Below are 15,179 nucleotides of genomic sequence, written 5' to 3' on the forward strand. Positions count from 1 at the left end.
GTCGGGGCCTCCTTGGGCGCTATCCATGCCGCACGGGAAACAGGCCCTGCGGCCGCAGCGCCAGCACCAGCGCCATGACGATGTAGATCAGCATCGAGGCGATCGCCGGGCCGGCCGCGTTGGCGGCGGCCGGCGGCAGCGCGGCGCGCAGCAAGGCGGGCAGCAGCGCCCGGCCGAGCGTGTCGACCAGTCCCACCATCAGCGCCGCCAGGAAGGCGCCGCGCACCGAGCCGATGCCGCCGATGACGATCACCACCAGCGTCAGGATCAGGATCGGTTCGCCCATGCCGGTCTGCGCCGACAGGATCGGCCCGGCCATCAGCCCGGCCACGCCGGCCAGCACCGCGCCCAGCACGAACAGCAGTGTGTTCAGGCGCGCGATGTTCACGCCCAGCGCGCCCACCATCATGCGGTCGGTGGAGCCGGCGCGGATCAGCATGCCCAGCCGCGTGCGGTGGATCAGCGCGTAGCAGCCCGCCGCCACCGCCAGCCCCGCCACGATGATGAGAAAGCGGTATAGCGGGTAGGTGACGCCCAGCAGGTCGATGGTGCCCGACAGCCACGACGGCAGGCCCATGCTGATGGGCGCAGGGCCCCAGATGATGCGGGTCAGCTCGTTGAAGAACAGGATGAAACCGAAGGTGGCGAGCACCTGGTCCAGGTGCTCGCGCGGATACAGCCGCGCCAGCGCGATGCGGTCCAGCAAGAGGCCCAGCAGCGCCATGCCCGCCACCACGGCGGCCGCGGCCAGCAGGAACGAGCCGCTGTGGCGGAACACGGTGGCCGCGATGAAGGCGCCCATCATGTACAGCGAGCCGTGCGCCAGGTTGATGAAGTTCATGATGCCGAACACCAGCGTCAGGCCGGCGGCCAGCAGGAAAAGCAGGATACCCAGTTGCAGGCCGTTCAGGGCCTGCACCAGCAGCAATGTCGCGGACATGGCGCCTTACCTCGTTATTGCCCGGCAGGCCGGCGTCATTTCATGGCGCACTGGGCGGCGTACTGGTCCGAGACCTTGGACAGGTCGGCGAAGATCGGGCCCTTGTTGACGAAGCCGACCTTGCCGTCCGCGCCCGCCGCCACGTCGGCGCGGAAGAAGCCGGCCGCCGGGAAGTGGTTCGGCTGGTAGCGGAATTCGCCGCGGACCGACTGGAAATCGGCCGCCTCCAATGCCTTGCGCAGGGCTTCCTTGTCGTCGGTCTTGCCGCCGGTGCGCTTGAGCGCCGAGCCGATGAGTTGCGCCGCGTCCCACGACTGGGCCGCGTAGCTGGACGGCTCGCGGCCGTACTTCTGGCGGAAGGCGGCGGCGAAGGCCTTGTTGGCGGCGTTGTCCAGGTCGGGCGAGTACGGCACGTTGGTGACCGCGCCGAGCGCGTCTTTCTGCAGCGCGGGCAGGGTGGCGCCGTCGATGGTGTCGACCGACAGCAGCGGGATCTTGTCGAACAGGCCGGCCTGGCGGTACTGCTTGATGAAGTTCACGCCCATGCCGCCGGGAAAGAACACATAGGCGGCATCGGGCCTGGCGTCGGCCAGCGCCGCCAGCTCGACCGAGTAGTCGGGCTGGTTCACCTGGGTGAAGACCTCGTTGACCACCTCGCCCTTGAAGAAGCGCTTGAAGCCGGCCATGGCGTCCTTGCCGGCCTGATAGTTGGGCGCCAGCAGGTAGACCTTCCTGAAGCCCATCTGGTTGGCCATCTCGCCGCTGCCTTCGTGGCGCTGGGTGTTGTTCCACGAGGTCGAGAAGAAGAACGGCGAACAGTCCTTGCCGGCCAGGTTGGTGGGGCCGGCGTTCGAGCCCACCAGGAACACGCCGGCGCCCGTCACCGGCCGCGCCACGGCCAGCATCACGTTCGAATACACCACGCCGGTGATGATCGGCACCTTGTCGCTCTGCACCAGCTTGCGCGCGGCCTGCACGCCGACCTCGGGCTTGAACTGGTCGTCTTCCTTGATGACCTGCACCGGCACGCCGCCGAGCTTGCCGCCGCCCTGTTCCACGGCCAGCATGAAGCCGTCGAGCTGGTCCTGTCCCAGCACCGAGCCGGGCCCGGTCAGGGTGGTCAACAGGCCGATCTTCACATCGGCCCAGGCGGCGGCGCCGGGCGCCAGGGCGACGGCCGCGGCGGCGGCCAGCAGATGGATGCGTTTCATGGTGAATCCCCTTGCGTTGCCGTGTCTCACGGTCATGGTTGGCGGGCGGCTCAGCGGTCCAGCCCGAAGAACGTCTGCGTGTTGGCCGACAGGATCTTGTGGCGCACCGCGGGCAGCAGGTCGGAATTCGACACCAGCCGGCCGACCTCCTGCTCGCCCAGCGGATACGGATAGTCGGAACCGAGCAGCACGCGGTCCTCGCCCATCACGTCGATCAACAGCCGCAGCGAGCGCGGATCGAACACGGCGCTGTCGACGTAGAAGCGGTCGGTGTACGACGAGGGCGGCTGCGGACAGTCCTGGCGCACGATGTCGCGGTGGCGCCAGGCGTTGTCCACGCGTCCCAGCAGGAAGGCGAAGCTGCCGCCGCCGTGGGCGAAGCACAATTTCAGGCTGCGGGGGATGCGCTCGAACGCGCCGGACAGGATCAGCGACAGGATGCCCAACTGGGTTTCGGCGGGCATGGCGACCAGCCACGGCAGCATCCAGCGCTTCATGCGGCCGTCGGTCATCATGTCCCAAGGGTGCACCAGCACCGGGATGCCTTCGTCGGCGCAATGCACCAGGAACCGCACCAGCGTGTCGTCGTCCAGGTCGCGCGGGCCGACGTGATTGCCGATCTGCACGCCCAGGTGGCCGGCGGCGCGGGCGCGCGAGGCCTCGCGGCAGGCCAGGTCCAGATCCTGCAGCGGCACCTGCGCCAGCGCCTTGAGGCGGCCGGGCGCGAAGGCGCAGTGCTCCAGCGCCAGGTCGTTCATGCGCGCGGCCCAGTCGGCCGCGGCCCGCGCGGGATAGGCGTAGCCGAACATCACCGGCGTGGCGCACAGGATCTGCAGGTCGACGCCGTGGCGGTCCATCTGTTCGATGCGCAGGGCCGGGTCCCACAACGTGGCGTCGACCGGGCGGAAGGGGCGGTCGCCGGCCATGATCTGGCCGGTCGAGCCATCGCCGTCGCGCCGCAGCCAGGGCGCGGCCACCGGATCCAGCGCCGCCGCTTCCTGCCGCGTGATGGGCGGGAAGAAGTGCGCGTGCATATCGATTTTCAGGGTCATAAAGAGGGCGGATGACAGGTTGGGGGCGTCAGGCGGGCGACGGCTGCGCGGCGGGGGCCTGCGCCTTGCCGGGGTGGAGCGCGCCGCAGCCGGGGCAGGTGCGCTTTTCCTCGCTGGAATAGAAGGCCTGGAACAGCGGCGGCAGGTCGGTCACGATGCTTTTGAGCTGCACCTCGACGCGGTGCACCAGGTGGCCGCAATGCGGGCAATACCATTCGAAGCCGTCCAGCAGCCCCTGTGGGCGCTGGCGCTCGATCACCAGACAGGCGCTGCCGGTCTCGGGGCGCTGCGGCGAATGGCGCACGTGCGGCGGCAACAGGAAGATGTCGCCTTCCTTCAGGTCGACCCGTTCGGGCTTGCCGTCGATCCACAGCGACAGCCAGGCGTTGCCGCGTACCTGGTAGAAGAACTCTTCCAGTGGATCGTCGTGGTAGTCGGTGCGCAGGTTGGGGCCGCCGACCACGGTGACGATGAAATCGGCGTCCTGCCAGATCTGCTGGTTGCCCACCGGCGGTTGCAGCAGGTGGGCATGGTCCTGGATCCAACGCTGGAAATTCAGGGGCGGGCCATAGGCGGGCATGACGGTCTCCGGGAGGCGCTTGCGGACTTCGTTGAAGGCAAGTCTAGGCGGGGGAAGGGGCCGCGGCACAATAGAAATTGCGCGGTTGGATATGCGGGGTATCTATCGCGGGGTTTCCCTGAACGGGATATCCCGGATGCGGTGGCCGGCGCTCAGGCGCCGGCGGGGCGCTGCGCCGCGATCTGCTTCAGGTACTCGACCAGCCGCAGGCAGGCCGGCGTCAACGGCCGGTCGGCGCGGATCGAATAGCCGACGTCGCCAAACGCGCCGAAGGCGTCGGTGGGCAGGCGCGTCAGCACGCCCATGGCCAGGAACTGGGCCGCGGCGTCGTAGGGCATCAGCGCCAGCGCGTCGCTGTGCATCAGGATGCCGATATTGGTCAGCAGCGACAGCGACTCGACGTGGCGCGTGGGCAGCCGCACGCCGGCGTCGAAGAAGCTGCGCTCGATCGAGGCGCGCAGCGGCGAGGTGGGCGCGGGCAGGATCCAGATGTGGTCGGCCAGCTCGGCCAGCGTCACGCGCGCCGCGCCCGCCAGCGGATGGCGCGCGCCGGCCACCAGGCACAGATCCTCGCGGTAGAGCTTGTGGTGGTCGACGGCGACGCCCGAGATCGACGCCATGTCGGCGCCCGGCAGGCGGCCCACCACGATGTCGACGTCGCCGGTGGCCAGCGCCGGCAGCAACTGCGCCGACGGCCCCTCGCGCACCGTGACCTGGATGCCGGGGTGCTCGGTCATCAGCCGCGCGATGGCCTCGGGCAGCAGCTTGGCCGAGGCCGCGATCAGCGTGCCCACCACCACGTGGCCGCTGGCGCCGCCCAGCACCGCGTCGATGTCGTCGGCCATGTAGCGGATCTCGGCCATCATGGCGTGCACGCGGCGGCCCAGCACCAGCGCCAGCTCGGTCGGCGTTACGCCGCGGTTGGAGCGCTCGAACAGCGTCGCGCCGAAGAACGCTTCCAGGTCGTGGATGGCCTTGGTGACGGTGGGCTGGGTCAGGTGCATGTCGCTGGCGGCGCGCGACAGCGAGCGGCGCGCCAGCACGCGCTCGAAGATCTGCAACTGGTGCAGCTTGAGTTTGTGGCTGAGCGCGTTGGGCGTGATGCGGAAGTTCGACATGCGCGCGGCCGTCCCGGCGGGGCGGCGATCCTGTTCCGAAGGCGAAGCCGCAAGGCGGTCAGGCGCCATGGCCGCGCGCGCCGCTCAGCGCGCCTGCGGCTTGTAGGCCACCGCCTTGATCTCAATCAGCAATTGCGGGTGCGGCAACTGATGCACCGCCACGGTGGTGCGCGCCGGTCCATCGGCGTCGAAGAACTCGCCGTAGACCTGATTGTAGCCACCGAAGTCGTTCATGTTGACCAGGAAAGTACTGATCTCGACCACGTCCGCCAGGCCCGCGCCGGCGCTGGCCAGGATGTCGCGGATGTTCTCGATCACCGCGCGCGTCTGCGCGCGGATGTCGAGCGTGGTGGTGCCCATGGCGTCGACCTCGGCGCCGGCGATGCGGTTGTCGGGCAGGCGCGAGCTGGTGCCGGAGACGAACAGGAAGTCGCCGGCGCGCTTGATGTGGGGATACTTGCCGCGCGGCGTGGCCTTGCCGGCGACGACGGTGGCGCGGGTGGAAGATGAGGTCATGGCGGTGTCCTTGAAGGCGCTGTGGCTCACAGCTTGATGCAGACGTTGGTGGGCTCGGTATAGAAATGCAGCGAATGGCGGCCGCCCTCGCGGCCGATGCCGGACAGGCCGCTGCCGCCGAACGGCGTGCGCAGGTCGCGCAGGAACCAGCAGTTGACCCACGCCAGGCCGACCTTCATGGCCTGCGCGACGCGGTGGCCGCGGGTCAGGTCCCGTGTCCAGACGGCGGCGGCCAGGCCGTAGCGCGTGTCGTTGGCCAGGCGGATGGCCTCTTCCTCGGTGTCGAACGGCGCTACGTGGCAGACCGGGCCGAACACTTCTTCCTTGATGCAGCGCGCGCTCTCGGGCAGGCCGGTCCAGATGGTCGGCTGCACGTAGGCGCCGGCGTCGCGCGCATCGCCGAACACCGGCACGCCGCCGCCGGTGACCACGGTGGCGCCTTCCTCGCGCGCCAGGGCGAAATACGACAGCACCTTTTCCCGGTGTTCGCGCGACACCAGCGGCCCCATGCCGGTGTCCGCGTCATCGGGCCAGCCGATGCGCAGCGCCCGCGCGCGCTCGGCCAGCGCGGCGACGAAGCGTTCGTAGATCGGGCGCTGCACGTAGACGCGCTCGGTGCACAGGCAGACTTGGCCGCAGTTGGCGAACACTGAGCGCGCGGTGCCGTCGACCGCCGCTTCGAAGTCGGCGTCGGCGAACACCAGCGCCGCGTTCTTGCCGCCCAGCTCGAACGACACCGGCTTCACGCCCGGCGCCACGGCGCGCATGATGGCCGCGCCGGTGGCCGATTCGCCGGTGAAGGTGATGCCGTCGATGTCCGGATGCGTGGTGATGAACTCGCCCGCCGAGCCCGGCCCGAAGCCATGTGTCAGGTTCAGCACGCCGGGCGGAAGCCCCGTATCGTGCGCGACCTCGGCCAGCAGCGTGGCGGTGGAGGGCGTGACCTCCGACGGCTTCATGATGACGGTGTTGCCGAACGCCAGCGCCGGCGCCACCTTCCAGGTCAGCAGCAGCAGCGGCAGGTTCCACGGCGAGATCACGCCGACCACGCCCAGCGGCTTGCGGTAGGCGTAGTTCAGCGCCTGGCGGCCGTCGGGCGTGTCGGTCATGTAGCTTTCCATGTCCAGCGTGCGCGCCAGTTCGGCGATGGCGCGGAAGTTGGCGGCGCCGCGCGGAATGTCGATCTGGCTGGCCCAGGAGACCGGCTTGCCGGTGTCGCCGATCTCGGCCTGCAGGAAATCGTCGAAGCGGCGGTTGATGCCGTCGGCCAGCGCCAGCAGGTGCTCGGTGCGCTGGACCACCGGCAGCGCGGCCCAGGCGGGCAGGGCGCGGTGGGCGGCGGCGACGGCGCGGTCGACCTGCTCGCGGCTGGCTTCGTGCGCCTGGGCGATCAGCGCGCCATCCACCGGGCTGTGTTTGTCGAAGGTGGACGCGCCGTCTTCGAAGCGGCCATCGATGTAGTTGCGCAACTGGCGGATCGTCATGATCGGGATTCCGGGAAGGGCCAAGAGGTAGGCTGGCGATAATGTACGTATACGTACTATTATGCGGATATTAGGCAGCGCCCGGCGCGAAGTCAATGCAGGGTTTTGCCCCAGGAGGGCCGGCGTGGGTGGGCAGGCCGCCTGCCGCGGCGCGGGCTGGCCGCCACGCGGGACCCTCGGGGCAACGCCAGCCCCGGCCTACAATCGCCAGGCCCTCTCCATGGAACGCCCGATGACCGTTTCCCGTTCGACCTCACGCCCGGCCCCGCCCCGCGCCTTGCGCGAATTCGACCTGACCCACGTGGCCTCGCACCTGCTGCGCCGCGCTCATTTCCGGGCCGAGGCGCTGTTCGCCCAGGCGTTTCCCGACGAGGACCTGACGCCGCGCCAGAAGGCCCTGCTGATCACGGTCTACCAGAATCCGGGCGCGACCCAGAACCGGGTCGCCGAGCTGATCGCGCTGGACCGCAATTCCTTCGCCGAAATGATCGCCCGCATGAGCGCCAAGGGGTACGTGCGGCGCACGCGCTCTGCCGAGGACGGCCGCGCCTATGCGCTGGAGATCACGGACGAGGGCATGGCGCTGCTGGCGCGGGTGTTGCCGCGTGATGCGCAGGTGGAGGCGCAGGTGCTGGCGCCGATCCCTGAGGAACTGCGGCCCGTGTTCCTGCGCTGCCTGCGCCTGATGGCGGGGCTGGAATCACCCGAGCCGTCATGAGGGAAAAGGAGCGGGAAAGGCTCGCGTCCAGCGCAGTGGGTGACGGACGCGGCGCCTGGTTCAGGGCGTGTCCGACGGCGGTGAAGCCGGCGGCGCCGATGCCGGCACGGACGCCGACGATGTCGGCACGGCGGACGCTGGATCCGCATCCGAAGCCTTGGAGGCCGCGGGCGTCTTGGGCCGAGCCTCGCGCCCGAACCGCAGCGCGAACTGCCGTGTGAACACCGCGCCGAAGAAGAAGATCTGCGCCGAGTAATAGATCCACAGCAGCAGCGCGATCAGCGAGCCGGCCGCGCCGTAGGCCGACACTGCCGCGCCCCGGCTCAGGTATACGCCGATCCCCCACTTGCCCACCAGGAACAGCGCCGCCGTGACGATGGCGCCGGGAATCACGTCGCGCCAGGAGATCCGCGCGCTCGGCAGCAGCTTGAAGATCACCGCGAACAGCGCCACCACCACCGAGAACGAAAACAGGCTCGACGCCCAGTCGGCCGCCGTGGCGAAGGCCGAGGCGGTCCACAGGTCGCCGTAGTACTTGCGCGCGGCGCCCAGGGCCGCGTTCACGGTCAGCGAGACCAACAGGAACAGCGCCAGCACCAGCACCAGGCCGAACGACAGCATCCGGCTGCGCACCATGCCCTGGATGCCGCCCTTCTGGTTGCCGGACACTTCCCACAACTCGTCCAGGCTGGCCTTGAGCTCGGCGAAGGCCGTGGTGGCGCTGAAGATCAGCACGAAGATCGAAATCAGCGCCGCGATCCAGCCGCCGCCGGATTCATGGGCGCTGGCCAGCACCGTCTGGATCACTTCGGCGCCGCGCTCGCCGGTCAGGTCGCGCAGCGACGCGAACAGCTCGGACCGCACCGCGTCCTCGCCGAAGAAGGCGCCGGCCACCGCGATCACCAGGATCAGCATCGGCGCCAGCGAGAACACCATGTACAGCGCCAGCGCCGCGCCCTTGCTGGAGGCGCGGTGGGTGGACCATTGGTTGGCGGAATCCATCAACAGGCCGCCGATCTCGGACGGACGCAGGGCACGCAGGCTTTGGGGAAGGCGCATGGGTCTGGGCTCGGGCTGGAGAAACTTCATTGTAGGTACGCATGCGCGCGCGCGAAACCATGAACTTGTTGGCAAACGTTCCGGCGTCGCGGGGCGGTGGCCGCCTGCCGGGCGCGCGCGGGCAAGCCCGAGTGGAGGTCGGGGTTGAGCATGTCGCGCGCGGAAAAAAGAAAAACCCCCGGGGCGAAGGTCCGGGGGTCTTTCGGGGTACTGCATTCCCCGGCCGAAGCCGGGGAGGCCATGCAAGGGAAGCGGGACTTAGAAGTCCATGCCGCCCATGCCGCCCATGCCGCCGGGCATGGCCGGGGCAGCGGGCTTGTCTTCGGCCAGTTCCACAACGGCGGCTTCGGCGGTCAGCAGCAGGCTGGCGACGGAGGCTGCGTTCTGCAGGGCGGTGCGGGTCACCTTGGTGGGATCCAGCACGCCTTGCTCGACCAGGTCGGTGTACTCGCCGGTCGCGGCGTTGTAGCCGTAGTTGCCCTTGCCTTGCAGCACGGTGTTGACCACCACGCTGGCTTCTTCGCCGGCGTTGGTGACGATGGTGCGCAGGGGTTCTTCGACGGCACGCAGGATCAGCTTGATGCCGGCGTTCTGGTCAGGCGTGTCGCCCTTCAGGTCGGTGATGGCTTGCTTGGCGCGCAGCAGAGCCACGCCGCCGCCGGCCACAACGCCTTCTTCCACCGCAGCGCGCGTGGCGTGCAGGGCGTCTTCGACGCGAGCCTTCTTTTCCTTCATTTCGACTTCGGTGGCAGCGCCAACGCGAATCACGGCAACGCCGCCGGCCAGCTTGGCCACGCGTTCTTGCAGCTTTTCACGGTCGTAGTCGGACGTGGCTTCTTCGATCTGGATGCGGATCTGCTTGACGCGCGCCTCGATCGACTTGCTGTCGCCAGCGCCGTCGATGATCGTGGTGTTTTCCTTGCCCACTTCGATGCGCTTGGCTTGACCCAGCTCAGCCAGGGTGGCCTTTTCCAGCGACATGCCGGTTTCTTCGGAGATCACCGTGCCGCCCGTCAGGATGGCGATGTCTTCCAGCATGGCCTTGCGGCGGTCGCCGAAGCCAGGCGCCTTGACGGCGGTGGTCTTCAGGATGCCACGGATGTTGTTGACCACCAGGGTCGCCAGGGCTTCGCCCTCGACGTCTTCGGCGATGATCAGCAGCGGACGGCTCGACTTGGCGACTTGTTCCAGCACCGGCAGCAGGTCACGGATGTTGCTGATCTTCTTGTCGAAGATCAGGACGAACGGGTCTTCCAGCGCGGCGACTTGCTTTTCCGGGCTGTTGATGAAGTAGGGCGACAGGTAGCCGCGGTCGAATTGCATGCCTTCGACGACGTCCAGCTCGTTTTCCAGCGACTTGCCGTCTTCGACGGTGATGACGCCTTCCTTGCCGACCTTGTCCATCGCGTCAGCGATGATCTGGCCGATCGAGGAGTCGCTGTTGGCCGAGATCGAACCGACCTGGGCGATTTCCTTGCTGGTCGTGACCGGCTTGGATTGCTTCTTCAGTTCGGCGACGGCGGCGGCGACAGCCTTGTCGATGCCGCGCTTCAGGTCGATCGGGTTGAAACCGGCGGCAACGTACTTCAGGCCTTCCTGAACGATGGCCTGGGCCAGCACGGTGGCGGTGGTGGTGCCGTCACCGGCGTTGTCGGAGGTCTTGGAGGCGACGTCCTTGACCAACTGGGCGCCGATGTTCTCGAACTTGTCCTTCAGTTCGATTTCCTTGGCGACGGAGACGCCGTCCTTGGTCACGGTCGGGGCGCCGAACGAGCGCTCCAGCACGACGTTGCGACCCTTGGGGCCCAGGGTGGTCTTGACGGCGTTGGCGAGGACATTCACGCCACGGACGATGCGCACGCGGGCGTCGTCACCGAACAGTACTTGCTTGGCAGCCATTTGTTAGCTTCCTTCGAAAATTCGTTTTGAGGCAGGGTTTACTGGACCACGGCGAGGATTTCGTCCTCGCGGATGACGAGCAGCTCTTCGCCGTCAACCTTGACCGACTGGCCGGCGTACTTGCCGAACAGAACCTTGTCGCCAGCCTTCAGGTCGACCGGCAGGATCTTGCCGTCTTCGGTCTTCTTGCCGGGGCCGACGGCCACGACTTCACCCTGGTCGGGCTTTTCAGCGGCGCTGTCGGGGATGACGATGCCCGACGCAGTCTTGCGCTCGTTTTCGAGGCGTTTGACGATCACGCGATCGCCCAGGGGACGCAAGGCCATGAGGAACTCCTGTTACTAGAGAAGAAAGTGAATGATCGGTTGGGCCCGGGAGGATTGTTAGCACTCACCGGAGTCGAGTGCTAATTATAGGGATGATGTGGTGGGGTTCAAGGGGGAGAGCGGTGGCTGTTACATATGGGGCGGGCGACAATGCGTCTTGTGGTGTGTCCCTTTTTTTGCGGATTGCGCTGAAGGGTCCGGGGGGTGTTGAAGTCCATTCAAGATAAAACCCTGGGTCTATAAGAATCAATAACTTAGGCAGCATTTCACCACTCAAGTTGCCACAGCCTAACCATTAAGAATGGAGTTTTTCCCTTAGATGTCCACTTAAGATGAAAAACACCGTTTCTACATCCAAACATATACCAACTAATCGCATCGTCTGCATTGCCGCACTCAATGAAATTCGATGATGATCGCCCAGTTGGGCTGGCCTGCTCCCTTGACCGCATACGTGGGTTGGGGATGTTTGGGGGGCGTAGAATGCTACGTTCGAGGCAAATCTCGCACTATTCCGGAGAATAGGGCATTGCCTGCGCGTCAGCAGACGAAGCCTATCACGCACTGAAACATGCCATGATTTCAGCGAGTTCCGGCCGATTTTCAGAGTTCATTTTGTAGGCCATGGGAGCTGACGGGATCTACGTGCCCACCCAATACGTCTTCATTGAGGAGCGAGAATGCCCTTTCAAACAGTGACACCTGACGCATGGAAGATGATCGTGGCTGACTTGGCCGCTGGCATGACCGATCGTGAAGTAGCTGATGTCCTGATGCGGTTCCAGCTGCTTCCAGCCGGCCCCTATGCCGATCAGGCCACCGCCACTGTGCATCGTGGCAGCCTGACGATCGACGGCGACTTCCTGGCCCCCTCCCAAGTCGTCGTCATTCACGGCGATCTGACCGTCAGCGGCACCCTTCGCACAGGCGAGCGCGACGGTGATGGGCAGGTGACGCTGGTCGTTTTCGGCAATGTCCGAAGCGACCGTGTCGATCACGATTGGGGCAGCATCCTGTTTGTCACCGGCGACTTGATCGCCCGCGAATGGGTGTTCGCGGCGCGGGAGGATTCCGCTTTGACGGTCGGCGGCGATTTCCGGACGCGGATCTTCGTGGGAGCCGATTTGTGGGCATCGGTTGGTGGGTCGATCGAGATGGACTATGGCTATGGTTATGCCGTGCCACTCGCCTGGTTCGCGGATCCCTATGGCGCCCCGAGGACCGAACCCCGATGTGGCTGGCGCGAGCTCGCGATCAAGCTCGGCATGAGACGAAACAGCATCAGGGACGAAGAGAGTTTTCTCCGCTCAATCGAAGCTAGGCTGACCGGCAGAGGTGGACCGGGCGGCTGATACACAGTCTGAATTGCATCCCAGCCGCGGGAAAGATGCGCGCAATTGCGGTTAAAGGTGCGCATGATCGACGCAGTTTTTTACGCGAAATTCGTAGGCTGCACAAGCCGTGGCGAGTGTTGAACGTGACGGTGAACGGGGTGCTGAAGACCATTACAGTGTCCACCGGACTCGAGCCCGGCTGCTCATTGCGATGCCCGCATTGCCGACAAATCTATCCTGGATACAAGGGGCCTGCGTCAGCGCCGCATTGCCAGCGTTGCCCATATCTGTGTTGACGAAGTCGCGTTCGGCAGGGGGCGGGATTACGTGACGGTCGTTTCGTCGGCGTAGCGTGTATTGGCGTCGGAAGATGGTCGAGCAGCCGAGAGCGTGCGCCGTTGCTTCAACGGGCGGGGCGTCGGCGTTGCAAGCAACTGCAATCAGTGTCGATGGACATGACTGGCGCGTATATCAATGCGGCGCTGGACAGCCTGCCGGATGTATCCCATTGACTGTAAGATTCCTCTCCGCTACGGATCTACTTCAGGACCGAATGGATGACGAACCGGTCCATCTCGCCTTCAGGCAAGTAGGGCTCGGCCCGTAAGGTCACGGTGCGTCCCGCGAAACGCTTATCGGCCTCATCCAGCATGCGCACGACAGTAATCGGATCGGCGACGCAGAAGCCGTCCACCGACATCGCAAGATTGTCGAAGGCGGCCTCTGTGGCGGCGTAGCGTCCGGGGCCGCCATTCAAGCGCTCCAGCAACGCTAAGGACTCCAGCGCGCCGATCGATAGTACGTCCTTGCCATCAAGAAACAGTGGACGCTGATTTTGAGCCGGCATGATCTCGGCCAAGCGATCATCCTGGTATCCCAGGATGAGGCCCGGATTGCCGCGCGTTTCGGTCACGATGTCAGCGGAAGGACCGTTTTGCGTATAGAGGCTGATAAGCGCCTGCTTTTCCTCGTTGCTCATCGCAGCGCCGCATTTCTCCAGCGTGTCGTGCAAGATGTCATCCGGAACTCTATCGTTGCCCCGCCCGGTAACGGCACCGTACGTGCCGGACAGCGCATTCGTAAGCTCCCCCTCCAGGTAGACACTAATCGGTAGAATTCCGCGGGCTCCCTGAGTTGGAGATTCCCTTGAAGAAAAGCAGATTTACAGAGAGCCAGATCGTTGCCGTGTTAAAGGAGGGCGAAGCCGGCATGCCGGTCGCCGAGCTATGCCGCAAACACGGCATCTGAATCGCCCCGGGTTTTGCGGAGGCTCCTACTCTTGAGAGAATGCGAGCCATGAGCAAAAACAACGCGAACAAGTTTTCCCCTGAAGTGCGCGAGCGCGCGGTGCGCCTAGTGCAGGAGTCGCGCAGCGAGTACCCGTCGCTGTGGGTGGCGGTCGAGTCCATCGCGCCCAAGATCGGCTGCTCGGCGCAGACGCTGCTGACCTGGGTCAAGCGCCACGAAGTCGACAGCGGGCAGCGCGAAGGCGTCACCACCAGCGAGCGAGAACGCATCAAGGAGTTGGAGCGGGAGAACCGAGAGCTGCGCCGCGCCAACGACATCCTGCGCACCGCCAGCGCTTTTTTCGCGCAGGCGGAGCTCGACCGCAAACTGAAGTCGTAAACACCTACATCGACCGGCACCGGGAGGTTTACGGGGTCGAGCCGATCTGCAAGGTGTTGCAGGTTGCCTCGTCGGCCTATCGGCGCCATGCCGCGCGGCTGCGCGATCCGGCGCGGCGCAGCGACCGTGCGCAGCGTGACGAACAGCTCATGCCGCACGTCCAGCGAGTCTGGCAAGAGAACCATCGCGTCTACGGCGCCGACAAGGTCTGGCGGCAGTTGAACCGCGAAGGCGTGATGGTGGCCCGTTGTACGGTCCAACGACTGATGCGCGCTCAGGGCCTGCAAGGCGTGCGGCGCGGCAAGCGGCTGCGAACGACCATCGCTGATGATGCGGCCAGCCGTCCAATGGATCGGGTCAACCGGCAGTTCCGGGCCGAGCGGCCGAACCAGTTGTGGGTCTCGGACTTCACCTACGTCTCGACCTGGCAGGGCTGGCTGTACGTGGCCTTCGTCATCGACGTCTACGCCCGGCGCATTGTCGGCTGGCGCGTGAGCAAATCCATGACGACGGACTTCGTGCTTGATGCGCTGGAGCAGGCCCTATACGCCCGCCAGCCTGGCAACGATGGTTCTCTGACCCATCACTCCGATAGGGGATCGCAGTACGTCAGCATCCGCTATAGCGAACGCCTGGCCGAAGCGGGCATCGAGCCGTCCGTGGGTAGCCGTGGTGACAGTTACGACAACGCCTTGGCCGAGACCATCAACGGCTTGTACAAGGCTGAACTGATTCACCGCCGCGCACCCTGGAAAACCAGGGAGTCTGTCGAGCTGGCAACGCTGGAATGGGTCGCCTGGTTCAACCATAAGCGCCTGCACTCATCCATCGGCTATATCCCGCCGGCCGAGGCTGAGGCAAACTACTACAACCTACTCGGCACATCCGCCGGTGAGGCTGTTTTACTTTAACCAAACAGCCTCCGCGAAAACCGGGGCGATTCAGCCTTTTTTTTGTAGATATTGTTATATACATTGTATATAGCTCAAGCCGACCCGCCTTCGGCGGTCGGCTTGATTTGTTCGTTAGTGGCTTGATTGTCCGCTTTGGGTCGAAAACGGACAGACAGCTCAGGGGGGGCTGTACTGTCCAACCAAACTGCCGAAGCGGCTATTCCCGGCGCTTTCGTGAATCTCCTCATATCCACCGTTCGGCAGAGACAGCGCCATCCCTGTGGTGCTCAATACACCGCCTTAGCGAGGCGACTAGGATCGGGGTTGAAGCGCAGAATAGTGACAACGGCGCCTTTCCAACTTGGGCGAATTCTCGGGCACTAATTCCAACTTCAGCGACGCGAGGAGCAGTGTTTCCACTCA

Annotated in this window: 14 protein-coding genes, 1 pseudogene and 1 other annotated feature; of the genes and pseudogenes, 4 read left to right on the top strand and 11 right to left on the bottom strand. The window is 65.7% G+C overall.

The window, feature by feature from the left end:
* Positions 1–19: 19 nt before the first annotated feature.
* The 7 genes from SB816_RS05600 to SB816_RS05630 all read right to left on the bottom strand — a co-directional run bounded on the left by SB816_RS05600 (position 20) and on the right by SB816_RS05630 (position 6,901).
* Positions 20–940 (bottom strand): branched-chain amino acid ABC transporter permease, encoded by a 921-nt coding sequence (locus tag SB816_RS05600; protein WP_049076096.1) that lies wholly within the window; start codon positions 938–940, stop codon positions 20–22.
* Positions 941–975: 35 nt separating this feature from the next.
* A complete protein-coding gene (locus SB816_RS05605) occupies positions 976–2,151 on the bottom strand; it encodes an ABC transporter substrate-binding protein (protein ID WP_049076095.1) in 1,176 nt (391 codons plus the stop codon).
* A gap of 50 nt (positions 2,152–2,201) precedes the next feature.
* Positions 2,202–3,203, bottom strand: coding sequence for an amidohydrolase family protein (locus tag SB816_RS05610; RefSeq protein ID WP_395757015.1), 1,002 nt, complete (start codon positions 3,201–3,203; stop codon positions 2,202–2,204).
* 28 nt (positions 3,204–3,231) lie between these two features.
* Positions 3,232–3,783 carry a 3-hydroxyanthranilate 3,4-dioxygenase gene (locus SB816_RS05615; RefSeq protein ID WP_049076093.1) on the bottom strand — a complete coding sequence of 184 codons (552 nt, stop codon included), beginning with the start codon at positions 3,781–3,783 and terminating at the stop codon, positions 3,232–3,234.
* A gap of 152 nt (positions 3,784–3,935) precedes the next feature.
* Complete coding sequence (locus tag SB816_RS05620; protein WP_063569904.1) at positions 3,936–4,901, bottom strand: LysR substrate-binding domain-containing protein; 966 nt, start codon at positions 4,899–4,901, stop codon at positions 3,936–3,938.
* An 84-nt stretch (positions 4,902–4,985) separates the two neighbouring features.
* A complete protein-coding gene (locus SB816_RS05625; protein WP_059273102.1) occupies positions 4,986–5,417 on the bottom strand; it encodes a RidA family protein in 432 nt (143 codons plus the stop codon).
* Between the two features lie 26 nt (positions 5,418–5,443).
* The gene (locus SB816_RS05630) at positions 5,444–6,901 is read right to left on the bottom strand and encodes a 2-hydroxymuconic semialdehyde dehydrogenase (protein WP_410546600.1); all 1,458 of its coding nucleotides are present in this window, start codon (positions 6,899–6,901) and stop codon (positions 5,444–5,446) included.
* A gap of 232 nt (positions 6,902–7,133) precedes the next feature.
* Here SB816_RS05630 and SB816_RS05635 point away from each other — a divergent pair, with 232 nt between their 5' ends.
* The gene (locus tag SB816_RS05635) at positions 7,134–7,619 is read left to right on the top strand and encodes a MarR family winged helix-turn-helix transcriptional regulator (RefSeq protein ID WP_235432701.1); all 486 of its coding nucleotides are present in this window, start codon (positions 7,134–7,136) and stop codon (positions 7,617–7,619) included.
* 60 nt (positions 7,620–7,679) lie between these two features.
* Here SB816_RS05635 and SB816_RS05640 read toward each other — a convergent pair whose 3' ends face one another.
* The 3 genes from SB816_RS05640 to groES form a co-directional block, all read right to left on the bottom strand.
* Entirely contained in the window at positions 7,680–8,678 is a 999-nt protein-coding gene (locus tag SB816_RS05640; RefSeq protein WP_049076086.1) for a YihY/virulence factor BrkB family protein, read from the bottom strand.
* Between the two features lie 258 nt (positions 8,679–8,936).
* Entirely contained in the window at positions 8,937–10,577 is a 1,641-nt protein-coding gene (gene groL, locus SB816_RS05645) for a chaperonin GroEL (protein WP_006385976.1), read from the bottom strand.
* 38 nt (positions 10,578–10,615) lie between these two features.
* Entirely contained in the window at positions 10,616–10,903 is a 288-nt protein-coding gene (gene groES, locus SB816_RS05650; RefSeq protein ID WP_006221616.1) for a co-chaperone GroES, read from the bottom strand.
* 680 nt (positions 10,904–11,583) lie between these two features.
* Between groES and SB816_RS05655 the strand changes: the two genes are divergently transcribed.
* Positions 11,584–12,255: a hypothetical protein gene (locus tag SB816_RS05655; RefSeq protein WP_026384029.1), complete on the top strand. Its 672-nt coding sequence runs from the start codon at positions 11,584–11,586 to the stop codon at positions 12,253–12,255.
* 520 nt (positions 12,256–12,775) lie between these two features.
* Here the strand turns inward: SB816_RS05655 and SB816_RS05660 are convergent.
* Complete coding sequence (locus SB816_RS05660) at positions 12,776–13,249, bottom strand: hypothetical protein (protein WP_020926378.1); 474 nt, start codon at positions 13,247–13,249, stop codon at positions 12,776–12,778.
* 134 nt (positions 13,250–13,383) lie between these two features.
* On the opposite strand from SB816_RS05660, the pseudogene SB816_RS05665 reads away from it, so the two are divergent.
* Positions 13,384–13,482 (top strand): annotated as a pseudogene (locus tag SB816_RS05665) (transposase); the annotation flags it as partial.
* Positions 13,483–13,524: 42 nt separating this feature from the next.
* A protein-coding gene (locus SB816_RS05670; RefSeq protein ID WP_109864662.1) for an IS3 family transposase occupies positions 13,525–14,774 on the top strand; the annotation gives its coding sequence in 2 pieces (ribosomal slippage) (positions 13,525–13,819 and positions 13,819–14,774; 1,251 coding nt in all).
* Positions 13,818–13,934, top strand: a sequence feature (AL1L pseudoknot). It overlaps the preceding gene by 117 nt.
* Positions 14,775–15,179 lie beyond the last annotated feature (405 nt).

Origin of the sequence: Achromobacter sp. SIMBA_011, assembly GCF_046535435.1 — a bacterium.
Classification (GTDB): domain Bacteria; phylum Pseudomonadota; class Gammaproteobacteria; order Burkholderiales; family Burkholderiaceae_B; genus Achromobacter; species Achromobacter dolens.

What these genes read in the sequence shown, in the direction of transcription:
- SB816_RS05600 (WP_049076096.1), bottom strand. Translation starts at nt 940, where the DNA reads ATGTCCGCGACATTGCTGCTGGTGCAGGCCCTGAACGGCCTGCAACTG.
- SB816_RS05605 (WP_049076095.1), bottom strand. Translation starts at nt 2,151, where the DNA reads ATGAAACGCATCCATCTGCTGGCCGCCGCCGCGGCCGTCGCCCTGGCG.
- SB816_RS05610 (WP_395757015.1), bottom strand. Translation starts at nt 3,203, where the DNA reads ATGACCCTGAAAATCGATATGCACGCGCACTTCTTCCCGCCCATCACG.
- SB816_RS05615 (WP_049076093.1), bottom strand. Translation starts at nt 3,783, where the DNA reads ATGCCCGCCTATGGCCCGCCCCTGAATTTCCAGCGTTGGATCCAGGAC.
- SB816_RS05620 (WP_063569904.1), bottom strand. Translation starts at nt 4,901, where the DNA reads ATGTCGAACTTCCGCATCACGCCCAACGCGCTCAGCCACAAACTCAAG.
- SB816_RS05625 (WP_059273102.1), bottom strand. Translation starts at nt 5,417, where the DNA reads ATGACCTCATCTTCCACCCGCGCCACCGTCGTCGCCGGCAAGGCCACG.
- SB816_RS05630 (WP_410546600.1), bottom strand. Translation starts at nt 6,901, where the DNA reads ATGACGATCCGCCAGTTGCGCAACTACATCGATGGCCGCTTCGAAGAC.
- SB816_RS05635 (WP_235432701.1), top strand. Translation starts at nt 7,134, where the DNA reads ATGACCGTTTCCCGTTCGACCTCACGCCCGGCCCCGCCCCGCGCCTTG.
- SB816_RS05640 (WP_049076086.1), bottom strand. Translation starts at nt 8,678, where the DNA reads ATGCGCCTTCCCCAAAGCCTGCGTGCCCTGCGTCCGTCCGAGATCGGC.
- groL (WP_006385976.1), bottom strand. Translation starts at nt 10,577, where the DNA reads ATGGCTGCCAAGCAAGTACTGTTCGGTGACGACGCCCGCGTGCGCATC.
- groES (WP_006221616.1), bottom strand. Translation starts at nt 10,903, where the DNA reads ATGGCCTTGCGTCCCCTGGGCGATCGCGTGATCGTCAAACGCCTCGAA.
- SB816_RS05655 (WP_026384029.1), top strand. Translation starts at nt 11,584, where the DNA reads ATGCCCTTTCAAACAGTGACACCTGACGCATGGAAGATGATCGTGGCT.